At 56.4% G+C, this 23747-nt stretch carries 19 protein-coding genes; 12 read left to right on the plus strand and 7 right to left on the minus strand.

What is annotated here, in order from left to right:
• Positions 1-492: 492 nt before the first annotated feature.
• The 4 genes from RQI55_RS01105 to RQI55_RS01120 all read right to left on the minus strand — a co-directional run bounded on the left by RQI55_RS01105 (position 493) and on the right by RQI55_RS01120 (position 8758).
• Positions 493-4740, minus strand: coding sequence for a hypothetical protein (locus RQI55_RS01105; RefSeq protein ID WP_243255225.1), 4248 nt, complete (start codon positions 4738-4740; stop codon positions 493-495).
• An 823-nt stretch (positions 4741-5563) separates the two neighbouring features.
• Entirely contained in the window at positions 5564-6379 is an 816-nt protein-coding gene (locus tag RQI55_RS01110; protein ID WP_243255226.1) for a transglutaminase family protein, read from the minus strand.
• A gap of 24 nt (positions 6380-6403) precedes the next feature.
• Complete coding sequence (locus RQI55_RS01115; RefSeq protein ID WP_042617399.1) at positions 6404-7345, minus strand: alpha-E domain-containing protein; 942 nt, start codon at positions 7343-7345, stop codon at positions 6404-6406.
• A gap of 3 nt (positions 7346-7348) precedes the next feature.
• Entirely contained in the window at positions 7349-8758 is a 1410-nt protein-coding gene (locus tag RQI55_RS01120) for a circularly permuted type 2 ATP-grasp protein (protein ID WP_042617764.1), read from the minus strand.
• 370 nt (positions 8759-9128) lie between these two features.
• Here RQI55_RS01120 and RQI55_RS01125 point away from each other — a divergent pair, with 370 nt between their 5' ends.
• From RQI55_RS01125 to RQI55_RS01140, 4 genes are all read left to right on the plus strand, one after another.
• Complete coding sequence (locus RQI55_RS01125; RefSeq protein WP_192064268.1) at positions 9129-9749, plus strand: L,D-transpeptidase; 621 nt, start codon at positions 9129-9131, stop codon at positions 9747-9749.
• A 68-nt stretch (positions 9750-9817) separates the two neighbouring features.
• Positions 9818-10615 carry a class II glutamine amidotransferase gene (locus RQI55_RS01130; RefSeq protein ID WP_243255227.1) on the plus strand — a complete coding sequence of 266 codons (798 nt, stop codon included), beginning with the start codon at positions 9818-9820 and terminating at the stop codon, positions 10613-10615.
• 27 nt (positions 10616-10642) lie between these two features.
• Positions 10643-11851: an MFS transporter gene (locus RQI55_RS01135; protein WP_243255229.1), complete on the plus strand. Its 1209-nt coding sequence runs from the start codon at positions 10643-10645 to the stop codon at positions 11849-11851.
• Positions 11852-12020: 169 nt separating this feature from the next.
• On the plus strand, positions 12021-12410 hold the full coding sequence (locus RQI55_RS01140) for a DoxX family protein (protein ID WP_192064265.1): 390 nt from the start codon (positions 12021-12023) through the stop codon (positions 12408-12410).
• A 57-nt stretch (positions 12411-12467) separates the two neighbouring features.
• Here RQI55_RS01140 and RQI55_RS01145 read toward each other — a convergent pair whose 3' ends face one another.
• The gene (locus RQI55_RS01145) at positions 12468-14264 is read right to left on the minus strand and encodes a response regulator (RefSeq protein WP_311272329.1); all 1797 of its coding nucleotides are present in this window, start codon (positions 14262-14264) and stop codon (positions 12468-12470) included.
• A gap of 466 nt (positions 14265-14730) precedes the next feature.
• Here RQI55_RS01145 and RQI55_RS01150 point away from each other — a divergent pair, with 466 nt between their 5' ends.
• The gene (locus RQI55_RS01150) at positions 14731-16272 is read left to right on the plus strand and encodes a DEAD/DEAH box helicase (protein WP_192064263.1); all 1542 of its coding nucleotides are present in this window, start codon (positions 14731-14733) and stop codon (positions 16270-16272) included.
• A gap of 50 nt (positions 16273-16322) precedes the next feature.
• Here the strand turns inward: RQI55_RS01150 and mnmD are convergent, their stop codons facing one another.
• The gene (mnmD, locus tag RQI55_RS01155; protein WP_243255233.1) at positions 16323-17051 is read right to left on the minus strand and encodes a tRNA (5-methylaminomethyl-2-thiouridine)(34)-methyltransferase MnmD; all 729 of its coding nucleotides are present in this window, start codon (positions 17049-17051) and stop codon (positions 16323-16325) included.
• Here mnmD and RQI55_RS01160 point away from each other — a divergent pair.
• The 7 genes from RQI55_RS01160 to RQI55_RS01190 all read left to right on the plus strand — a co-directional run bounded on the left by RQI55_RS01160 (position 17050) and on the right by RQI55_RS01190 (position 22194).
• The gene (locus RQI55_RS01160) at positions 17050-18243 is read left to right on the plus strand and encodes an FAD-binding oxidoreductase (protein ID WP_311272328.1); all 1194 of its coding nucleotides are present in this window, start codon (positions 17050-17052) and stop codon (positions 18241-18243) included. The genes mnmD and RQI55_RS01160 overlap by 2 nt on opposite strands.
• A 104-nt stretch (positions 18244-18347) precedes the next feature.
• Positions 18348-19055, plus strand: coding sequence for a DUF1045 domain-containing protein (locus RQI55_RS01165; RefSeq protein ID WP_192064260.1), 708 nt, complete (start codon positions 18348-18350; stop codon positions 19053-19055).
• Between the two features lie 75 nt (positions 19056-19130).
• Complete coding sequence (gene puuE / locus RQI55_RS01170; RefSeq protein WP_243255236.1) at positions 19131-20054, plus strand: allantoinase PuuE; 924 nt, start codon at positions 19131-19133, stop codon at positions 20052-20054.
• Entirely contained in the window at positions 20054-20587 is a 534-nt protein-coding gene (uraD, locus tag RQI55_RS01175) for a 2-oxo-4-hydroxy-4-carboxy-5-ureidoimidazoline decarboxylase (RefSeq protein ID WP_243255238.1), read from the plus strand. Before puuE ends, uraD begins: the two co-directional genes overlap by 1 nt.
• A 7-nt stretch (positions 20588-20594) precedes the next feature.
• Positions 20595-21095 (plus strand): ureidoglycolate lyase, encoded by a 501-nt coding sequence (locus tag RQI55_RS01180; protein WP_311272327.1) that lies wholly within the window; start codon positions 20595-20597, stop codon positions 21093-21095.
• Positions 21092-21448, plus strand: coding sequence for a hydroxyisourate hydrolase (gene uraH / locus RQI55_RS01185; RefSeq protein ID WP_311272326.1), 357 nt, complete (start codon positions 21092-21094; stop codon positions 21446-21448). The genes RQI55_RS01180 and uraH overlap by 4 nt, the downstream gene beginning before the upstream one ends.
• Before the next feature lie 5 nt (positions 21449-21453).
• Positions 21454-22194 (plus strand): metallophosphoesterase family protein, encoded by a 741-nt coding sequence (locus RQI55_RS01190; protein WP_311272325.1) that lies wholly within the window; start codon positions 21454-21456, stop codon positions 22192-22194.
• Here RQI55_RS01190 and RQI55_RS01195 read toward each other — a convergent pair whose 3' ends face one another.
• Positions 22195-23439, minus strand: coding sequence for a D-alanyl-D-alanine carboxypeptidase (locus RQI55_RS01195; protein ID WP_311272415.1), 1245 nt, complete (start codon positions 23437-23439; stop codon positions 22195-22197).
• Positions 23440-23747 lie beyond the last annotated feature (308 nt).

Here is a 23747-nt window from a genome sequence, read left to right on the forward strand (position 1 = left end):
GGGTTCGTTATGCCGTGCGTGCTGAATGCCGTCGTATTTCGATTCGATGGAGATGCGATTCAAATTGCTGGTCTTTGGGTCGGCGCCCGAGCAGGTGCTTGGCACACTGATAGCCGTTGGTCTGAGGCTGAGTGAGGAGAAAGTGCCAAGTGTTGTGCCAAGGCGTCGCTGACGGCGTCCAGCTCTAGCGCAGACCAGGGAGACGTTGGATGTGTTGGCAGGGCGTCCTGATGCTGCTTCACCTTGCGCCTGAAGGCGTTGAGGGCTCTAGGCTTCTTCCCCAGCTGGATAGAGCGTGTGCAGCGCACTCACTGACCGGTCGCGGGGGAGTGGTAGCTGCTGACTAGCTCACTGACGATGCATGGAGATGCGTCCCGCCATGCTGTCTTGAATCAACAATAAGAAGTTTAGGCTTGCGGAAGGCCCGCAATCACAAAAAAAACGGCGCGACTAATGTCGCGCCGTTTTCGTTCTTGGCAGTGCCTACAGCTATCAGACGTTGTTGTAGGCAGTCATAACTGCTGCGACCTGCTGGTCGTTAAGAGCTTGCACCTGCTTGGAAGAAAGTGAGTTCAGTGTCGCGTCAGTCAAACCGACGATTGCGGTGGTGGTTAGTCCTGCAAGAGCAGGGATCCCCAGAGCGGCAATCTCGGCTGTTGCAAAGCTGTTAAGCTCTGCGGAGCTTAGTGTCGCTACCTGCGCAGATGTCAGAGCAGCGGCCTGGGTTGTCGTCAGCGCAGCGATGTTGGTTGAGCTGAGTGATTCGAACTGAGCGGTTGTCATCGCAGCAATCAGAGCTGGAGTGAAGGCTGCAACCTGCGTGGTGTCCAGTGCCGACAATGCCGTCGTTGTGATCGTCTTGACCTGTGCTGCTGTCAGTCCGGCGATCTGGCCAGTGGTCAGAACGTCAACCTGTGCAGATGTAACGGCACCGATCTGGGTTGTCGAAAGCTTGGCGATCTGTGCGGCGCTGAGGGCTGCAAAGTTGGCTGTCGAGAGGCTTGCGAGCGTTGTGGAGCTGATGCCTGAGAGGGCTGCCACATTGATCGCAGCAATCTCGGCAGTCGAGAAGCTGTTAAGCTCTGCGGAGTCGAGTGTTGCCACCTGTGCAGAGGTCAGTGCGCCAGCCTGTGTTGTGGTGAGTGCCGCAATGTTGGCTGATGCGAAGGCCTGAAGTTGCGTGGTGGACAATGCGACCAGCTGCGCGTTGGACAGTGCCACAACCTGTTCGGACTTCAGGTTTGCGATAGATGCTGTGGTAATGGCCGCAACCTGAGCAGCGGTCAGTGCCTTGACCTGGTCTGTTGTCAGTTCCCTGATCTGTGCCGACTTGAGGGAAGCGATCTGTGTTGTGCTCAGCTTTGCAACCTGTGTTGCGCTGAGGGCTGTCAAAGCAGCCGTGGAGAGACCTGAGACCGCGTCGGTGGTCATGCCAGCCAGTGCAGCAGGGGTCAATGCCTTGATCTCGGATGAGTCAAAGGTGTTAAGCTCTGCGGAGCTGAGTGTTGCGACCTGCGCGGAGGTCAGTGCAGCTGCCTGTTTCGTCGTCAGGGCGGCAATGTTGGCCGAGTTCAACGACTGAAGCTGATCTGTTGTCATTGCAGCAATCAGGGTTGGAGCGAAAGCTGCAACCTGAGTGGTGTCCAGTCCCGACAATGCTGTTGTTGTGATCGTCTTGACCTGTGCTGCTGTCAGTCCGGCAATCTGGCCTGTGGTCAGAACGTCAACCTGTGCAGATGTAACGGCACTGATCTGGGTTGTCGACAGCTTGGCGATCTGTGCGGCGCTGAGGGCTGCAAAGTTGGCTGTCGAGAGACCTGCCAGTGTTGTGGAGCTGATGCCTGCAAGGGCCGTCACATTGATCGCAGCAATCTCGGCAGTCGAGAAGCTGTTAAGCTCTGCGGAGCTCAGCGTTGCGACCTGTGCAGAGCTCAGTGCGCCAGCCTGTGTTGTGGTAAGTGCGGCAATGTTGGCCGAGTTCAACGACTGAAGCTGATCGGTTGTCATTGCAGCAATCTGGGTGGCAGCGAAAGCCGCAACCTGGGTGGTGTCCAGTCCCGACAATGCTGCTGTCGTGATCGTCTTGACCTGTGCTGCTGTCAGTCCGGCGATCTGGCTTGTCGTCATAACGTCAACCTGTGCAGATGTAACGGCACCGATCTGGGTTGTCGACAGCTTGGCGATCTGTGCGGCGCTGAGGGCTGCAAAGTTGGCTGTTGAGAGGCTTGCGAGTGTTGTGGAGCTGATGCCAGCAAGGGCTGCCACATTGATCGCAGCAATCTCGGCAGTCGAGAAGCTGTTAAGCTCTGCGGAGTCGAGTGTTGCCACCTGTGCAGAGGTTAGTGCGCCAGCCTGTGTTGTGGTGAGTGCCGCAATGTTGGCTGATGCGAAGGCCTGCAGTTGCGTGGTGGACAGTGCGACCAACTGCGCGTTGGACAGTGCTACAACCTGTTCGGACTTCAGGTTTGCGATGGATGCTGTGGTGATGGCCGCAACCTGCTTGGCGGTGAGGGCCTTGACCTGATCTGTTGTCAGTTCCCTGATCTGTGCCGACTTGAGGGAGGCGATCTGCGTTGTGCTCAGCGTTGCAACCTGTGTCGCTGTGAGGGCTGTCAAAGCAGCCGTCGAGAGACCAGAGACCGCATCGGTGGTCATGCCAGCCAGTGCAGCAGCGGTCAATGCCTTGATCTCGGACGAGTCAAAGGTGTTGAGTTCTGCGGAGCTGAGTGTTGCGACCTGCGCAGAAGTCAGTGCAGCTGCCTGTTTCGTCGTCAGGGCAGCGATGTTGGCCGAGTTCAGCGACTGAAGCTGATCGGTTGTCATTGCAGTGATCTGGGTTGGAGCGAAAGCTGCAACCTGCGTTGTGTCCAGTGCGGACAATGCTGTTGTTGTGATCGTCTTGACCTGTGCTGCTGTCAGTCCAGCAATCTGGCCAGTGGTCAGAACGTCAACCTGTGCAGATGTAACGGCGCTGATCTGGGTTGTCGAAAGCTTGGCGATCTGTGCGGCGCTGAGGGCTGCAAAGTTGGCTGTCGAGAGGCCTGCCAGTGTTGTGGAGCTGATGCCTCCGAGCGATGCCACATTGATTGCAGCAATCTCGGTTGTCGAGAAGCTGTTAAGCTCTGCGGAGCTCAGTGTTGCGACTTGAGCAGAGCTCAGTGCAGCAACCTGGCTAGACGTCAAGGCAGCGATGTTGCCAGAGTTCAGCGACTGAAGCTGGTCGGTTGTCAGTGCAGCAATCAAGGTCGGAGCGAAAGCCGCAACCTGGGTTGTGTCCAGCGCCGACAATGCCGTCGTTGTGATCGTCTTTACCTGTGCGGCTGTCAGTCCGGCGATCTGGCCTGTGGTCAGAACGTCAACCTGTGCAGATGTAACGGCACCGATCTGGGTTGTCGACAGCTTGGCGATCTGTGCGGCGCTGAGGGCTGCAAAGTTGGCTGTCGATAGGCTTGCGAGCGTTGTGGAGCTGATGCCTGCAAGGGCCGCCACATTGATCGCAGCAATCTCGGCTGTCGAGAAGCTGTTAAGCTCTGCGGAGTCGAGTGTTGCCACCTGTGCAGAGGTCAGTGCGCCAGCCTGTGATGTGGTGAGTGCCGCAATGTTGGCTGATGCGAAGGCCTGCAGTTGCGTGGTGGACAGTGCGACCAGCTGTGCGTTGGACAGTGCCACAACCTGTTCGGACTTCAGGTTTGCGATAGATGCTGTGGTAATGGCCGCTACCTGCTTGGCAGTCAGTGCCTTGACCTGATCTGTTGTCAGTTCCCGGACCTGTGCCGACTGGAGGGAAGCGATCTGAGTTGTGCTCAGCGTTGCAACCTGTGTCGCGGTGAAGGCTGTCAAAGCAGCTGTGGAGAGACCTGCGACTGCATCGGTGGTCATGCCAGCCAGTGCAGCAGCGCTCAATGCCTTGATCTCGGATGAGTCAAAGGAGTTGAGTTCTGCGGAGCTGAGTGTTGCGACCTGCGCGGAGGTCAGTGCAGATGCCTGCTTCGTCGTCAGGGCTGCGATGTTGGCTGAGTTGAACGACTGAAGCTGGGTGGTGGTCAGCGCCGTGATCTGGGTTGGAGCGAAGGCTGCAACCTGAGTGCTGTCCAGCGCAGACAATGCTGTTGTTGTGATCGTCTTGATCTGTGCGTCTGTCAGTCCAGCAATCTGGCCAGTGGTCAGAACGTCAATCTGTGCGGATGTAACGGCGCTGATCTGGGTTGTTGAAAGCTTGCCGATCTGTGCGGCGCTGAGGGCTGCAAAGTTGGCTGTCGAGAGGCTAGCAAGTGTTGTGGAGCTGATGCCTGCAAGCGACGCCACATTGATCGCGGCAATCTCGGCAGTCGAGAAGCTGTTAAGCTCTGCGGAGCTGAGTGTTGCGACCTGCGCTGAGGTCAGTGCAGCAACCTGCTTGGTATCCAGCAGCGCTATGGTGCCGGATGACAGGGCGTCAAATTGGGTGGTGCTCAAAGCACTGACCTGGCCTGCGGTGAGGCCAGCAAACTGTGCTGATTCAATGGCCTGCAGCTGCGGTACGGTCAGTCCGATCACTGCCTTGGCAGTGATAGCGCTGATTTGCGCGCTGTTCAGGGAGTTGACGGCGCTCGTGGTCAATGCGTTCAGTTGCGTTGACGAAAGCGCGGCGATTTGGCTGCTCGACAGTGCATCCACGTCGGTGGACTTCAGGAGCGCTATACTGCTGGTCGATAGTGAAGAAATCTGTTTGATGGAAAGCGAAGAAATAATAGAAGTCATGGACGCGTGCCCCCGTTGATTACTGACCAAAGCGCCACTCGCCGCACCAATCCGACGCAGCATGCCCATGAGGCCTCATCCGATACCGGATAAGCTGCGCGCAAATTGATAGAGCGTCTCAATCTCGTCGATAGCATCGATCGGTTGAGCGTCCATTTGGACAATAGCATGTTAAGCAGAACATGGCTCGTGTGAGCCGGCGCATTGGGGGGCATCATGCGTTCAGAACATTGAGTTCTGGTCCCTCCGCCATCATCCACTAGAGCTTCTTTTTTAAAAGCTTTCGGCGCTCAACTCGCACTAAAGGCCGTGCAAGCAAGAGCACCTCATATGAACGCTGTGACTATCTACCAGCAGATGTAAAATTTCAGTTAATGCGCTAGTCTGACTCATGTTTGATCGAAGTTATATTCGATTTTCAACAGGCCAAATCATCTGAAGCGCGGAAGGTTCTGCGCCAGATTGGATTAAATCGAAATCCGAACTCGAATTTCGAAATAATGTTGGCTGACATTAGTTGTTTCTGAAATAGAAAATTGACATGATTCTCTATATCACGACTATTTTTGGCCTTGTCAATTTCGCGGATGTTTTTAGCAGTAAAAAATTTATCTAAAATCGTCATTTCTTATAAATAAAGAAGTTCATTCTAATATTCCTTCGCGCGAATTGAATACATTTCTTGGACTAACGCGAATTTGAGATGTCTAGCCCGAGGATCCTTTTGTACCGCTATAGATAAGGCATCACCAAACAGGGCAAAGACCAGTTGGAAAGGCGGGGTAGGGGCTGTTGTCGAGGACGGTGGCTTCTAAGCGCGATCTCAGCTTTGGGACTGGCTCTGCGCGTGCTCTACCTTTACCGATACCGTCAGACTTTCGTCAGAAAACCCCACGCGCATGCCGGAGACCGGTGCGCAATCGCGGTAGGAGAGGCCGCTGGCGATACGCACGTAGCGTTCATCCGGGCAGACTTTGTTCGCCGCATCGAAACCGACCCAGCCGAGGCCGGGAACATGGGCTTCCGCCCAGGCGTGGGTCGCGATCTGCTCTGCCACGTCTTCCATCATTAGATAACCGGAGACGTAGCGTGCTGGCAGGCCCATGTGCCGCGCGGCGGAGATGAAGATGTGGCTGTGGTCCTGGCAAACACCTTTGCCAGCTTCCAGAGCCTGTTCCGCAGTTGTCTCGGTGCCAGTCGATCCCGTCTCGTAGGCCACTTCGAGATGAACGAGCGCCATCAACTCGTGAAGTCTTTCCAGGGGCGTGTCGCCCGTTGATTGCCGCACGATCTCGCGAATGAGTTTGCCGGGCTTTGTTAGAGGCGTATCGCGCATGAAAAGCCAAAGCGGCGCGTTGCCAATATGGTCACCGAAGACGCCCGCCTTATCCAGCGTGTCAACCTCGCCGCAGGCGATGACCTTGACGGCCTTGCGTGGACCTTCGGTCTCAACCAGTTCAACACGGTTGCCGAAATGGTCGTCGTAACGGACTTCCAGTGTGGCTCCATCGACGGTGACTTTCCAGTCGATGACTGTCTGCGTTGGCCCGGTTGCGGGCGTCAGTCGCAGTCGCTGCAAAGAATAAGGGACCGGCTCATCATAGAGATACTCGGTCGTATGGTTGATCTTCAAGCGCATGTCTTATCCCCGCGTCACGTCCGCTTACTGGTAGAAGCGGTAGCCGTCCGTGATTTCCTGGCCCAACTGGGCGTTCTTGTTGACGAAAAGCTCGAGAAACTCGTGCAATCCCTGGTCCATCACCCGGCTTATTGTTGTTTTTTGTAGCGTTGCCAGAATGGTTGCAGCCGTGTCATGGGCTGCGTGCTTTTCGCCGTATTCTTCGCCAAGATGGCCAAGGTTGCTGACGATCTTCTCGTAACAATAGGCGAGAGAACGTGGCATTCGTCCGTTCAGGATCAAAAAGTCGGCAATGTTGGATGGTTTGTACTCGGCATCATAAACCCACCCATAGGAACGATGCGCAGAAACCGAACGCAGGATCGATTCCCACTGCGCGTTATCCAGTGACGAACCAACCTGGGCTGCCGCAGGCAACAGCACGTAGTATTTCACGTCAAGAATACGGGCTGTGTTGTCTGCTCGTTCGATGAACGTGCCAATTCTTGAGAAGTTATACTGATCATTGCGCAGCATGGATCCGTGAAACGCACCCCGTACAAGACCAGCGCGATGCTTGATGACATCAATGACCTGCGGCAGTTCCGCCGCCTTGACCTTGCGGGCGAGGAGGCTCTTGAGTTCGATCCAGAACTCGTTCGTTGCTTCCCAGGTTTCTCGCGTCAGCGCTGTGCGCACCATGCGGGCATTGTTTCTGCCAAATTCGATGCAGGACATGACGCTGGACAGGTTAGATTTGTCGCGCAGCATGTAATCGATGGCATCTGCCGATGTAACTTTATCATGCTGCTGGAGAAACTCTTCCCGTGCACCGGCGCTTTGCAGCACGCCGTCCCAGTCCTCGTCAGCATTGCCGCTGCGGGTGAGGGAGACGCGCATACCGGCATCAACCAGCCGCGCAATGTTTTCGGCGCGCTCAATGTAGCGGAACATCCAGTAGAGTCCGTTGGCCGTTCTTCCCAGCATGGCTTAGTCCTCCAGTACCCACGTATCTTTGGTGCCGCCGCCCTGGCTGGAATTCACCACGAGTGATCCCTGCTTGAGTGCGACGCGCGTCAGTCCGCCCGGAATGATCTTCACCTTATCGGACACCAGAACATAGGGCCGAAGGTCGACGTGACGTGGAGCGATGCCGTTTTTCACCATGATTGGCACTGTGGAAAGCGAAAGCGTGGGTTGTGCGATGTAGTTCGATGGCCGAGCACGGAGCTTGTCCGCAAAAAGTGCGCGCTCTTTCTTCGATGCCGTCGGGCCAACGAGCATGCCGTAGCCGCCGGAGCCATGAACTTCCTTCACGACGAGGTCAGCTAGATTGTCCAGGACATATTTCAGGCTGTCCGGCTCCGAACAGCGCCATGTCGGCACGTTTTCCAGAAGCGGTTTGCGGCCGGTGTAGAACTCAACGATTTCAGGCATATAGGAATAGATCGCCTTGTCGTCGGATATGCCAGTGCCGGGTGCATTGGCAATAGTGATGTTACCAGCGCGGTAGACATCCATGATGCCCGGAATGCCCAGAGCAGAATCTGGGCGGAAGGTGAGGGGATCAAGGAAATCATCATCGACGCGCCGGTACAGCACATCGATGGCCTCATATCCACGCGTCGTGCGCATCTTGACCTTGCCGTCCATGACGCGCAGGTCGGAGCCTTCAACAAGCTCCACGCCCATCATGTCCGCCAGGAACGAATGTTCGTAATAGGCCGAGTTATGGATGCCTGGGGTAAGAACGGCAACGCGCGGTTTTCCTTTACAGCCGGGAGGTGCTAGCGAAGCCAGCGAATGGCGCAGCTGATAGGGATAATCCTCGACGCGCTGAACCTTGTTCTCGTGGAACAGCTCGGGGAACATCTGCATCATCGTTTCTCGGTTTTCCAGCATGTAGCTGACACCGGACGGGGTGCGGGCATTGTCTTCCAGCACGTAGAACTGGTCTTCGCCGGTTCGCACGATATCTGTGCCGACAATGTGCGTGTAGACACCGCCGGGTGGCTTGAACCCAATCATTTCTGGCAGGAAAGCCTCGTTACGTTCAATCAGCTCCCGTGGGATGCGTCCGGCGCGGATGATTTCCTGCTTATGATAGATGTCATCCAGAAACGCATTCAGCGCCAGAACGCGCTGTTCGATGCCTTGAGCCAGCTTGCGCCATTCGCGACCGGAAATGATGCGGGGAATAATGTCGAAGGGAATGAGCTTTTCAGCGCTGTCTGCATGCCCGTAGACGGCGAACGTAATGCCGGTCTTTCGGAATATGTTTTCAGCATCGCGGGATTTCTGGATCAGGTGTGATCTGTCCTGCCTGCTGTACCATTCATTGTATTTTTCATACGGGCTGCGCGGCGTTGAGTCCGCATTTATCATTTCGTCAAATGCCAACTTTAGGTTCCCCATTTTTGTCCATTTGATTACAAGCACGCTCGCAATGCAAGAACCCAGCGTGATCTCGGTTCAGAATTTTTTCAACATAAACCGGTGCTAAGCACACAAAAAATAAGCAGTTTTGATAGTTGCTGCACGAAAATGCGGCAGAGGGTGAATTGGTTTCATCGTAAAATACGATTTGCTCACATGTCTTTATGGTTGCAGGCGTGCTCCTGCTTAATTTCCCGCCATTTTTTCTGTTCGCTCCGTCAACAGTAACGGGTCGAGGTGGTAGCTCGTTAAGTGTTAGAGCCTGCGATTAGGGGTTTGTTAACCATAAAACCATACTCCTTGTTAATCGAAAGATCTATGAGCCGGGGGTAATATGTCTATTTCGCGTCGGGGCGTCCTGTTCGGGCTTCCACTTCTTCTTGCGGGTTGCGCGAGCACCAACTTCGTTCAACAGAAGACCAATTATGCCGCCTTGCCGAACGAAAAGTTCCCAATGGGTGCCATGCCGCTGGACAAGATCAGCCCAGAACTTCGCCGCCAGGAAGTCGCCTATGTGACCACGCATCCGGCAGGAACTGTCGTCGTTGATACGCCCGCAAGACGCCTCTACTATATTATGGGCAACGGCCGGGCGATGCGCTACGGCGTTGGTGTTGGACGCCAGGGCCTTGCCTTGAAGGGTGATGCCTATGTGGGCCGCAAGGCCGAATGGCCGAGCTGGACCCCAACAGCCAACATGATCCGCCGCGAACCGGAACGGAACCGGAAATATGCGGGCGGCATGCCGGGCGGTCCGAACAATCCATTGGGCGCACGCGCCATTTATCTCTACCGCGGTGGCAACGACACGATGTTCCGTCTGCATGGAACCAACCAGCCGCAGTCTATCGGTCATGCCATGTCCAGCGGCTGCATTCGCATGCTGAACCATGACATTGTGGATCTCTACGAGCGCGTACCAGTGGGTGCTCGCATCGTCGTCCTACAGGCCTGATCACCCAACAATTGCCTTGATCCAGCAGTTTGAAAGCTGGATCGCCCCTCCATTGTAACGGTACCATCATGTGTCGTTTTCTCGCCTACACCGGCTCTCCCGTCTGGCTCGACAGTCTCCTGATCGAGCCGGAAAGCTCGCTCATCACCCAGTCGCTGGCGGCGAGGGAGGCGAAAACGGTGGTCAATGGCGATGGGTGCGGCATTGGCTGGTATGGTGAAAGGGGAGAGCCGGGTATCTATCGCGGCATCTTGCCCGCATGGTCGGATCGCAATCTCACCTCGCTGTGCCATCAGTTGCGCTCCAGCATGTTTCTGGCCCATGTGCGCTCAGCCACCACGGGTGGTGTATCCATGGCCAACTGCCATCCATTTGGCTTTGGTCGCCACCTTTTCATGCATAACGGCCAGATTGGCGGCTACGAGAGGGTCAAGCGCGCCATCGAGGCGCATATCCAGGATGAGGTCTATTGTTCGCGCGCCGGGAATGGTGATAGCGAGGCAATTTTCCTGATTGCAGCGGGTCTAGGACTGGATAGCGATCCTATCGATGCTTTGAAAAAGACCTTGCAGATATGTCTGGATGTGGTGGTTCGGGCCGATATTGACCAGCCGGTCAGGTTCAGTGCCATCCACGCCGATGGCGATAGGCTGCACGCATTTCGATGGTCGAGTGATGATCGTCCGCCGACGCTCTACTGGCGCAATATCGGCGCGGGGATAGCCGTCGCATCCGAACCCTTCGGAACCGGCGTGGAGAGATGGGACATCATCCCGGCCAACACCGTCGCAACGATTATTGGTACGGATATTAGTTTTGAACCGTTCAACCCCGTTGAACAGCCCAGAATGGTGATGTCTGCCTGAACGGCAGAGCACATTGCATAAAATTGGATGCCTCGGTTGCTGACATTCCTGCGCGAAAACCTTCGGTGGCTGAGCGCCGGTTTTGCAATGCTCTTTGCGTCGTCCTTCGGTCAAACCTTCTTCATCTCGCTGTCAGGCGGTGAGATACGCGGTGACCTCGGCTTGAGCGATGGAGAGTTCGGCCTTCTCTATATGGGTGTCACCCTAGCATCCGCCGCTTGTCTTGTCTGGCTCGGCAAACTTCTGGATGTGAAAACGCCGCGCTTCGTTGTTTCCATGGCGGCAATTGCCCTGGCATTGGGAGCAATCAGCCTTGCCTATTCCACCTCACTTGCTTTGTTAATCTTCGGCCTATTTCTCCTGCGCCTGTTCGGCCAGGGAATGATGGTGCACATAGCCTACACCACAATCGGGCGCTGGTTCGCAGCCGAGCGCGGGCGGGCCGTGTCTATTTCAGCGCTGGGTCTCAATGTTGGGCAGGCGGTTTTGCCGCTGCTTGCGGTGGCCGCTATTGCCGGGTTAGGCTGGCGAAATCTATGGGTTATGGTCGCGGTATTTATCGTATTTGTGCTGCTGCCATCGCTCCTCGCACTCACGAAAATCGAACGTGTCCCGGTCGTTGCGGCGTCATCGCAAAACGCGGTCGTTTCCCGCAGCTGGACGCGGGGCGAGGTGTTGCGCGATCCGTATTTCTACCTGCTGCTTCTGGGAATGCTGCCGCCTGCCTTTATCAGCAACACCATTTTCTTTCATCAGGTGCACCTGTCGCAATCCAAGGGATGGCCGGTCGAAACCTTTGCCTCAGCCTTTCTGCTCTATGCTGTCACGGCTGTTTTGAACTCGTTGCTTTCAGGATATCTGGTCGACCGGTTTTCAGCGCTTCGCTTGCTGCCATTCTACTTGTTGCCATTCGGTGGTGGCTGTGTGCTGCTTGGCACCGTCGATGGCCCCTGGGTCGTTTTCGCCTTCATGGTGCTGTACGGAATATCCGATGGCTTCTCGCTGACGCTTTTTGGAAGCCTTTGGCCGGAAGTGTACGGCGTTAAATTCCTAGGGGCCATCCGCGCCGTCATCGTCGCCATCATGGTTTTTGCCTCAGCGATTGGCCCCGGTCTTGGCGGCATTCTGATCGATTCCGGCGTTTCCTTTACCTCTCAGATCGTTGCCATGGGCGCCTATTGCATCCTGATTTGCGCGGTTTTGCTGCCGGTAACACGCCAAGCGCGCAAGCGGTGAAGTCGGGCATCGCGCCCTGCTTGCGGTCCTCTCCGATATGTGATTGCACAGGCGGTGAAGAGGTCGCAAGCCGTGTTGTTATTGAGCTTGAAACGTGTATTTCAAATGCTGCCTGTATTAGTCATGTTTAACTTTCAACAGTTCGCATTTACGCCTCGAGGACACACCTATGGTATTTTTTGAAAGACTGTCGCGCTATCAGCCCTACGCTCTGGCTGCGCTGCGCATCATCACAGCGCTTCTGTTCATTGAGCATGGCACGCAGAAGCTGTTCGGCTTTCCCGTATCTCAGATGGAAGGCGCGCTGCCGCCCATGTTGCTGATTGCCGCCATTCTGGAGCTGGTTGGCGGATTGCTCATTCTCGTGGGGCTTTTCACCCGCCCGACGGCATTTGTGCTGTCCGGTTTGATGGCCTTTGCCTATTTCATCGCGCATGCACCGAAAAGCATTTTCCCGGTCCTGAACGGCGGCGATGGCGCCATTCTGTTCTGCTTTGTCTTCCTTTATCTGGTGTTTGCAGGCGCCGGTGCACTGTCGGTTGATGCAAACCGCCGCTAATTCATTGCCGATCTGACATCAACGCCGCTTGAGCCCACCTCAAGCGGCGTTTTGTTTTCAGTTCGCCAGCGTTGCCAGCGACTTCATCAGCCATGTCTGAATTTTGGCATTGAGCAGTTCCGGGCTGATCGGTTTTGACAGATAGTCATCCATACCGGCTGCGAGACAGAGATCGCGGTCGCTTTCCTGCGCGTGTGCCATGACACCTATGATCGGCACCCGGCTGGCATTCAACATACGATCTTCTTCCGCGCGGATGGCCTGCGTCGCGCGATATCCGTTCATGACGGGCATGGAGATATCCATCAGGATGATCGATGGACGAAAGGCTCGCCATATCTGGACGGCCTGTTCGCCATTGTCGACAATCCGGTATCTGAGGCCGGTCTGCTGAAGGATCTGGTTGAAAACGATCTGATTGACATCATTGTCTTCTGCAATCAGCACATCCAGCGAACTGGTAGTCCTGTTTGGTGCCAGCGTCGGAACATGGCTGACGTTGGGTGTTGCTCGCGTCAGGTTGAGCGGAGGTTGGGTCTCCGCGACAGTGCTTTTGGACGTGTCTTGAGCTGCTGAACGTCTTGCACGGTTCTTATGAACAAGTTCCGTCAGTGTTTTTTTCAGCAGTTCTGCCCCTACCGATTTTATGAATTGAACATCGAGTGCGTCGTGGTCTGCACTGGTGATGTCCATTGCGGTCAGGGAGATGATCGCCGTGTCGCTTAGGCGCGGGTCTTGTCTCATCGTGCGGGCTAACTCCATGCCATCCTGAACCGGCACGGTATGGTTCAGGATGATGGCATCGATGGCAAAGCCGATGATGGCTGCTTCCTTTAAAATTGCAATCGCAGTCGCGGTGCTTTCTGCGGCATAGGCGTCAGCGCCCCAGCCTGTCAATTGCTCGCTGAGGGCACCTTGAGCAGCAGCGTCTTCAATGACCAGCACGCTCAACGTAACGTCATGGGCTAGCGCCGGTTCCTCCAACATGACCTGCGTTTCGGTCTGCGTGTTTTCGCCAACGGGCTCCTGCTCCTTCGGTGCCGCGTTGCTCTCGCGTTCACGCTCGATAATATCGGTGCAGTCGAAGGCGGTGATGAGGATCTTGTCACCGCCAATGCGTTGCTCGAACAGGAGGATCGACCGTCCAGACTTGCTCTCGATCTGTCTCGATGCGGTGCCGTCTATCAGCGTCAGATGCTCGACGCCCTCCTCAATGCGCAGATTGCCGAAATCGGAACTCTCAATGGCCATCTCCAGACAGGCTCGGTAGTGCTGGCCTGCCAAGTCGATCTTTTCACTGATATCCCACAGCGTGTGAAAACACCCGTTGGCATATTCGATTGTCAGGTCCGGTCCCACGATCATGATGCCGACTGGCAGAGAGTCCAGAATGGATTGAGCATCCGGTTGCGGGTGTTCAGCGGCGCTGGCTTGGGCGAGGGGATGGGTCAGACCATTCTGCTTCGGAAATGTGGACGTTTTTTCATTGCTTGGCCGGGCCGCAGGCATCGCCTCGAAAACCTCAAACAGAAACAGGCTGCCATCTTCGGTTTCAAACCGTTCGCATTTTATGGCCGGGGCCTCGCCCGGACTAAAGCCTGCGCATTTCAGCGTTTCATCGGTTGCAAAAACGAGGCAGCGCCGTTCCTTATCGTCCCGGTCACCATCATCCGCCATGCCGTGTAATTGACGGGATGTCTTGCCGGTAAAATCTTGGCGGGATCGCCCGGCAAATCGCGCATAGGCGTCGTTCACGCAGACATATCGAAGCTGGCTATCCTTGATGCAGGCGGGCAGATCCAGCGTCATGACGCCGTCCCGCGCTTTCTCAAGCAATCCACCAGCAGCTATCAAGTCAGTCTCCGTCTATTCTGCGGCGTGCAATGGAATCAGCTTTAACGTGCAATGTCGTTCATTGTGTAAACTATTGTAGAATGGTGACATTGGCCATGCAGCCTCAGTCGCATTAAGGTCTTTTTAACCATCATTTTTAACCAATTATTCACTCTCTACTCTGGCTACAGCACCTGTGGCTTGCGCAACAATCAAAACATTCACTTGACTTTCCGAGCTAAAAAGACCAAATCCACCTCAAGCTTTCCCCTTTAGGCGGCCGCGTGAGCCGCAGCGTCGACCAAACTAGATGATGCATGAAGGAAAAGCGCATTAATGCAGGAGCCGGCGAAACCGCCGCACTGAAGCGCAGAAAGTCATTCCAACCCACAAGTTCCCAATTCACGCGGGGTTCTTGACGCCAAGACAACCGGACCAGCAGGGCTGATCCGGGTTCAAGCGTTTTGGCGCCCCGAAAGGTATACTATTGACCAGTTTTAGCGAACTCGGCCTCTCCGAAAAAATCGTGGCCGGCGTCACCCAGCTCGGTTACACCACACCTACGCCGATCCAGGAAAAAGCGATCCCGCTTCTTCTTCAGGGTCGTGACGTTATCGGTCTTGCACAGACCGGCACAGGCAAGACGGCTGCTTTCGGCCTGCCGCTCATTGAAATGCTGTTGAAGCAGCCTGATCGTCCTGCAAACAGAACGACCCGCACGCTTATTCTCGCTCCGACACGCGAGCTGGTGAACCAGATCGGCGAAAGCCTTCGCGGTTTCGTGCGCAAGACGCATCTGAAGATCAATCAGGTCGTTGGTGGCGCGTCCATCAACAAGCAGCAGATGCAGCTGGAAAAGGGCACAGATATTCTGGTTGCCACGCCTGGCCGCCTGCTCGATCTGATTTCGCGCAACGCGATTTCTCTGTCCAAGGTGACTTTCCTTGTACTTGACGAAGCCGACCAGATGCTGGACCTGGGCTTTATCCATGATCTGCGCAAGATCTCCCGCATGGTCCCTGCCGAGCGTCAGACTTTGCTGTTTTCGGCCACCATGCCTGCTTCGATTGCAGATCTGGCCGGCAGCTATCTGAAGAACCCGGTTACCGTACAGGTTACGCCTCCGGGCAAGGCCGCCGACAAAGTTGAACAATATGTTCACTTCGTTGCTGGCAAGAACGACAAGACCGAGCTTCTCAAGAAGTCTTTGACCGAGAACCCCGATGGCCGCGCCATCGTGTTCCTTCGCACCAAGCATGGCGCTGAAAAGCTGTCCAAGTATCTGGAGCACATCGGCTTCAAGGTTGCCTCGATCCACGGCAACAAGAGCCAGGGTCAGCGCGAACGCGCTCTCAAGGGCTTCAAGGACGGCGAATTCAAGGTTCTGGTTGCCACAGACGTCGCAGCACGCGGTATCGATATTCCAGCCGTGACGCACGTCTTCAATTACGATCTGCCTGAAGTGGCTGACGCTTACGTGCACCGTATCGGTCGTACGGCACGCGCCGGTCTCGATGGCATCGCAATCGCATTTTGTGCACCGGACGAAACCCGTCTTCTGCATGATATCGAAAAGCTGATGAAGATCGAAATTCCTGTGCTGTCGGGTGAGCGTCCAGCTGGTCTGGTCAGCCCGTCGCGTGGCGGCAACAACAACCGTGGTGCTGGCAACCGTGGCAACGCCAATGCCAACGGTCCTCGCCGTCAGGGCGGAGAACGTGGCGAACGCGCCCATGGTGACCGCCCGCAGCGCGGCCCCCGTGATGGTGCTCCGCGTGATGCCGGTCGTCGCAATGGCGATTTCCGTGGCCAGCGCGCTGGTGAATTTGCACCGGTCGAGCGTGACAACGATCTTGAAAGCACATCGGATTTCAAGCGTCCAGCCGTTGAAGGTGGCGCTGGCAAGCCAGCTGCAAGCCGCAACCACCGTGGTGGCCAGGGTCGTCCAGCCCGCAAGGCTGGCTCGTTCGCGCCAGCCGGTCAGGGTCGTCCTGCCGGTAACGCGGGTCGCGGTCGCAAGCGCGGCTGATCAGATTTGATCTGAATATGGAAACGCCCGGATCTTTGTCCGGGCGTTTTTTATTGCGCGGGCTTTACGCCACAGAGCATTTCCCGTTTGCCAGCAAAGCCGGGACGACGCTCGACGGTAAAGCCAGCTGCACCCAGATTGCGCCGCACGAAACCAGCAGCGGCAAAGGTGGCAAATGTGCCGCCGGGTGCTGTCTTTTCAAACAGCGCCGACATGATCTCCAGCGACCACATGTCCGGGTTTTTCGAAGGCGCGAAGCCATCGAGATACCAGGCATCGAACATATCAGTGCTCTCGATGATGCCCTGCATGGCATCTCCGCAGAAAACGGTGAGACGTGTCTGCTCGTCCAGCGTGATATCGATCCACCCTTCCGGGTTTTGGGGCCACTGCGCGACGAAAGCCTTGCGCTCTGCATCCAGTTGCGGCCAGTGTGACAGGGCGCGGTTCAGCTCGCTTGGGCTCATCGGGTAGAGCTCGAACGATACGAAATGCAGCACTGCATTGGCGGGGCGGTGGAGTTTCCACTGCCGCCACGTTTCACACAGATTAAGCGCTGTGCCGAAGCCGAGTTCGCCGATGCGGAATGTGCCTTGCGCCGTTTCCCAGCGTTCCGGCAAGCCATTTCCAGCCAGCGATACGTGGCTGCATTCCTGCCGACCATCGGTCTGGCAATAAAAATGGTCGCCAAAGGCCAGCGAATAGGGCATATCGCCCTCTCGCCAATCCAGCATATTAGAGCCGGCTCGTGCCGGCATGTTTTCGTCGGGATGTGTCATGGTTCAAGCCGATAGTCTTCCCCGGCAAACAGGTCAATCACCTTTGCCCTCAAGCATCCCGTTGCTCATCATCGGCGGTGGTATTATGGGGCTGTGGGCGGCGGTGAAGGCGGAGAGGCTGGGTATCGACACTTTGCTGGTCGATGCAGGCAGGATCGGCAGTGGGGCAAGCGGTGGTCTCCTGGGTGCGTTGATGCCGCATATGCCGGACCGGTGGTCGGACAAGAAGCAGTTTCAGTTCGATGCCTTGCTGAGCCTTGAAGCGGAGGTTGCGCAGGTTGAAGCCGAAACGGGCCTTTCGGCAGGTTATCGCCGGTGCGGGCGCATCATTCCGCTTCCCAAGCCGCATCTGGTAGACATCGCAGAGCGACACCAGAAGGATGCGCTGATCAACTGGAACAAGGACGGACGGCAGTTTCACTGGCATCGTCTGGATGCGCCACTTGTCGATGGCTGGGTGGCTGCCGAAGCCGGGGATGCCGGTTTTGTCCACGACACGTTTGCTGCCAAGGTTTCTCCGCGCGCGTTGATGGCTGTGCTGGAACATTCTCTGCGCCAGGCCAGACATGTGCGCGTGGTTGAGCAATGCGGTGTTTCAAAACTCGACCCCGGCGGTACAGCGACCCTTTCGAACGGTCATCAGATCCGTTTTGGTCATGCCATGGTATCGGCGGGGCATCATTCATTCCCGATGCTCACTAACGCACTGGGCCTGCCCGCAACGCCAAGGCTTGGTCAGCCCGTTAAGGGGCAGGCGGCCGTGCTGGATGTCGGTGTCGATCCGGCAATGCCCGTGGTGTTTCTCAATGGCCTCTATGTCGTGCCGCATGAAGATGGCACGGTTGCTATTGGCAGCACCAGCGAGGAAGAGTTCGACGATGCCAATGCCACGGATGGAAAACTGGATGCGTTGATTTTGCAGGCGCAGCAGATTGTGCCACAACTTTCGGGCGCTAGAATCATCGAGCGTTGGGCCGGTTTGCGCCCCAAGGCTATCGGGCGGGAGCCCATGGTGGGTTGCCTCCCGGATCATCCGAAAATTATCGCGCTGACAGGCGGTTTCAAGGTGAGTTTCGGTTTGGCGCATCGTCTTGCAGACGCCGCGCTGAACGCTTTGATGGAAAAGCCTCTGGATGTGCCGGTCAGTTTTACGCTTGATGAGCATATCAGCGTTTTCAACGCAAAGATGTGAATTTAGGGCGTTCCACGTCGTCAATCTGTCACGCAAATCACCTAACAGCTTGGTTCATGCAATATAGCTGATGAAAACCGTTTCGGACGGCGAGGTGACCACGCATGCGATACGCAATTCATTTTACGCCATCCCCAAATGACCCGCTGACCCATGTTGCAGCTGCCTGGCTGGGGCGTGATGTCTATTCCGGCCAGACCGTGGAGCCACCTGCGGTTTCGAGCCTTGGCATGCAGGAAATCTCCTATCACACGGCCCTGCCGCGTCGTTATGGTTTCCACGGCACGATCAAGGCGCCGTTTCGGTTGTTGAATGATGTCAGCGAAGCCGCACTTCTGCGCGGGCTGATGCATTTTGCCGGAACCCATCAACCTTTTTCACTGCCACCGCTGGAAATTGCGAAACTGGGCAATGTCTATGGTCTGGTACCATCATGGCCATGTGAGATGCTGAATTTCCTTGCCGCCAGTGTCGTTCAGGAATTTGATCACTACCGCGCACCCTTGTCCGATGCTGATATTGATCGTGCCGACCCGGATCGCCTTTCGGCCACTCAACTCACGAACCTGCATCGCTGGGGCCATCCCTATGTCATGGATGAGTTTCGCTTCCAGATGACGTTGACCGGTGGGGTGGCGCCCGCAGATTGCGCGCGCGTGGAGCGGGCAGTGCGCAGCGTCTTTGCGCCAGCGCTTGAACGGCAGATCGAGTTTTCCAATCTGGCACTGTTTGTCGAGGATGAGCCGGGTGCGCCTTTCAGGGTCCATTCGCTGCATCCCATGGGGCGTGTGTCTGCCCGCAAGAGTGCATGACGCTGCTTTTGAAAATGCTCTCGACTTTCCGGCCCGCGATGTTACCGTTCACGAAATTTGCGTGAAGGTGATTTGATGATTTCCGCTGACTATCCCCGTAATCTCATTGGTTACGGCCGCCACACCCCTGATCCGAAATGGCCTGGTGATGCAAGAATTGCGGTGCAATTCGTGATCAATTACGAAGAAGGTGGCGAAAGCTGCATTCTGGATAGCGATAAGGCTTCAGAATCGCTTCTGTCGGAAATTGTCGGTGCACAACCCTGGCCGGGGCAGCGCAACCTCAACATGGAATCGATCTATGAATATGGGTCGCGCGCCGGTTTCTGGCGGCTGTGGCGCATGTTTACCGATCTCGGTGTCACGGCAACCGTTTATGGCGTTACCTCTGCCATGGCGCGCAACCCGCAAGCGGTCGCCGCGATGAAGGAAGCCGGATGGGAAATTGCCAGCCACGGTTATCGCTGGCTGGAATACAAGGACTTTTCCGAGGAAGACGAGCGCAAGCATATTCTCGAAGCGGTGCGCCTGCACACGGAACTGACGGGCGAACGCCCCTACGGCATGTATCAAGGCAAGCCATCCGACAACACGCTGCGGCTTGTCATGGAAGAAGGGGGCTTCCTCTATTCGTCCGATAGCTATGCGGATGATCTGCCGTTTTGGGTCAAGGGCCTGAAAGACGATCCGTTCCTCATCATTCCCTACACGCTCGACGCCAATGACATGCGCTTTGCAACGCCGCAGGGCTTCAACTCCGGCGATCAGTTCTTCACCTATCTGAAGGACACGTTCGATGTGCTTTATCAGGAAGGCGCAGATGGTGCCGCCAAGATGATGAGCATCGGTCTTCACTGCCGTCTGGTTGGCCGCCCCGGTCGCGCAGCAGCACTGCGCCGCTTCATGGAATATGTGCTTGGCCATGAGAAGGTCTGGATACCGCAGAGGGTCGAGATCGCCCGTCACTGGCATGAGCATCATAGACCGGAGGCTGTGTAATGGTGGACCGTCTTGAGTTTATCAGCCGTTTCGGCGGCGTATTCGAGCATTCGCCCTTTATCGCAGAGCGGGCCTTTGATGCCGGGGACATCCACGAGCCTCTGACGGCGGGGAGTGTCCATACGGCACTTGCCAAGCAATTTCGTGCCGCGAGTAACGAAGAGCGGCTCGGCGTGTTGCGCGCCCACCCTGATCTTGCCGGAAAGCTGGCGATTGCGGGCGGTTTGACCGAAGACAGCCGCAACGAGCAGGCCGGGGCGGGTCTGGACCGTCTTTCGCCAAGTGAACATGCACGCTTCACGCAGCTCAACTCTGCCTATGTCGAGAAGAATGGCTTCCCGTTCATCATCGCCGTCAAAGGTCTGACAAAGGACGACATTCTGCGTGCTTTTGAGACGCGCATCGATAACAATGCGAAGGACGAGTTCGCCACCGCGACGGAACAGGTCGAGAAAATCGCCCTGCTGCGATTGTCTGCTCTGCTGCCGGAAAACGCTGAGGGTTCCGATCAGGCGCGCGCGGACCAGAGGTGAATGTATTGTGACTGACTTTTTGGAAATCCGGCCTCTGACCAAGGCGGCATTCGCGCCCTTTGGCGATGTGATCGAGACAGACGCCGCCACCATAAGGCTCATCAATGGTGGCAACACCGAACGGCACCATGCGCTGGCAGCAACAGATGTGACGGGTGAGGGCGCGCGGGTCGTCCTGAACATTTTTCGTGGCAAGCCTCGGCAGTTTCCCTATGCTGTTGATATGATGGAGCGGCATCCGCTGGGGAGCCAGAGCTTTACGCCCTTGAGCGGCAATCCGTTTCTGGTGGTTGTGGCGCAGGATGATGAGGGCAGACCCGGTAAACCTCACGTGTTTCTGGCGCGGGCAAGTCAGGGCGTGAACTATCATCGCAACGTCTGGCACCACCCATTGATGACGCTGGCTTCGACCAGCGATTTTCTGGTTGTCGATCGCGATGGCCCGGGCAACAATCTAGAAGAGTTCTTTTTCGATCAGCCCTATTTCATTGCGGAGCCCCAGCCATGACCGGCCTTACCACCCATGTTCTCGATGCCGCCCAGGGCACGCCTGCGCAAGGATTGAAGATCGACCTTTACCGGCTGGATGGCGAAAGCCGCGAAAAGCTGAAAACCGTTGAAACCAATAGCGACGGGCGCGTGGATGGCGGCCCCTTGTTGATCGGGGAGGCATTCCGCGCCGGGCAATATGAACTTGTGTTTCATGCAGGCGATTACCTGCGAACAAAAGGTCTTGTTCTGCCGGAGCCAGCCTTTCTCGACATCATTCCCATTCGTTTCGGCATCGCGGATGAAAGCGGGCACTATCACGTGCCACTGCTGCTTTCGCCCTATAGCTACTCGACCTACCGGGGAAGTTGAGCACCATGATCTTTGCCGCCATCGCTGATATCCATGGAAATTGCGCCGCTCTGGAGGCCGTTCTCCGCGATATCGAGAGGCTTGGCATCACCGATATCGTCAATCTGGGTGATTGCTTCAGCGGCCCGCTCGATGCTGGCCGCACGGCTGATATTCTGGTGGGGCAAGCCATGCCGACGGTGCGCGGCAACCATGATCGCGCCTTGATTGACCGCCCGTTTGAAGAGATGGGCGACTGGGAAAAGCCTGCATATCAGCAGCTTTCGCCAGCCCATATTGCATGGCTAAAGGCTTTGCCTTTCGACCTCGTTTTCAAGGATGTGGCCTATTGCTGCCACGGCTCACCGGTGGATGATCTGGGTTATTGGCTGGAGCAACTGGCGCCGGAAGGGTTTCTCCATCAGCGCGCGCTGGCTGAGATTGAGGCTCTGGCCGATGGTATCAAGCAGCCGCTCATGCTGTGTGGCCACACTCACATCGCCCGCACGGTTCAGCTTTCGGATGGTCGGCTGATCGTGAACCCCGGCAGTGTCGGGTGCCCGGGCTGGAAGGATACCGAACCGTTTTACCATCAGGTTGAGGCGGGCCATCCGCTTGCCAGTTACGCCGTGCTGGAACAAACGGCGCAGGGCTGGCAGGTTTATTTCCGGCAGGTGCGTTATGACAGTGCGACAGCGGCAGAGCTTGCACGAGCCAATGGCATGCCCGCTTTGGGCAAAGCCATTGCCACCGGCTGGCTCGGCTGATTATCCCTCATTCGCCATCACGACACAGGAATAGGACTGCGCCTTCAAATCCTTGCAGGCGGAAAGGGCTGCCGCCTGGCTATCGAAGCCGGTAAACCGGGCGCGATAGAGCGTCGTTGCGCCGCTTCGCACCGCTTCGGTGTAGGGCGCAATTCCTGTGTATGCAGAGACTATGGTTGGGCGGGCACGGCGCAGCAGCGACATGGCGGCGGCTTGGGTATCCGCTGCCGCGATCTGCACTTCCCAGTCGCTGCGCTGAGGGTCGGCCAAGGGATGAGCCGATGAAGCGTCGACCATCGCCATGGCGTTGCTGGCTGTGGCGATCTGCATGGCCACAGGATCTGTCCGGCGTTCCCGGAACATCGGCAATGGCACGGTGGCTAACGCAACATCGAAGGTGCGGCTTGTGCTGGCACTGGCAACCAGCTGCTGATTGACACCTGACCTGGATGCCTTCGGCACCGTCTGGTCCAGAAGAGACGCCATCCGGGCATCGCGGCTACGGGCGGTCTTGCCGCCAAGAACCACGCCTACGACACTGCGGCCATTGTGGTTGACCGCGCTGACCAGATTGAAACCGGAGGCATTGGTATAGCCGGTCTTGATGCCATCGACGCCGGTATAGCGCGCCATCAGGCGGTTGTGGCCGCGTATGGTCTTGCCACGAAATTTGAAGGACTGCGTGGCGAAGAGTTTGTATTCTCTCGGGAAATCACGCTGAAGCGCCAGGCCGAGCTTGGCCATGTCACGCGCCGTTGTGACCTGCGACTTGTTGGGCAGGCCGGATGCGTTGCGGAAAGTCGTTTTCGTCATGCCAAGCTGGCGCGCCTTGCGCGTCATCATCTGTGCGAATTTCGCTTCGGAGCCACCGATGTGATCTCCCATGCCTTCCGCCATATCATTGGCAGACTTGACGATCATGCCATAGACCGCCTCACGCACTGTAAAGGTCGTCCCAGCCTTGACCCAGAGTTTCGAGGGGATCACGGAGGCTGCGTGTCTGGACATGGTGATTTTCTGATCCCAGCGCAGCCGTCCCTCGTTCAAGGCTTCGAAAACCATGTAGAGCGTTATCATCTTAGTGAGGGAGGCTGGATAATTGACCGTATCGGCATTTTGCGACGCCAGCACTTTTCCCGTCTTGGCATCCATGACGAAATGCGCGTAGCCCGCATGGGCCTCAGATGCTTGTAACGCGAAGACCATACTGAGGAACGCCAATGCAAAGATCCATGCTCCAGCCATTCCTTGTTTGATCGGTCCCAGCATCAATTCACCCCTTGTTCGTCCATGTCTTCTGGTCCCGAGCCTACCGATAGATTGAGGCAACGAAACCGCTCAAACTTTAAAGATCGCTTTCATCCCTAATTAAGTATGAAAATCGACCCCTATTGGTGGCGGGTTATTTTCTTGGAGGATGACCGCCGCAAGAGACGTTTCCGCCCAAAATCTTGCTCAGAGCGAGATGAGGAAATGCCGTTGGGTTCGCGCAGTGATCTGGCCAACAGTGCGACCAAACGCGCTGGATATTAGGGATTTTGCGGGGCTTTACG

The sequence above is a fragment of the Rhizobium sp. WCS2018Hpa-16 genome (assembly GCF_031843705.1).
Classification (GTDB): Bacteria; Pseudomonadota; Alphaproteobacteria; order Rhizobiales; family Rhizobiaceae; genus Agrobacterium; species Agrobacterium tumefaciens_C.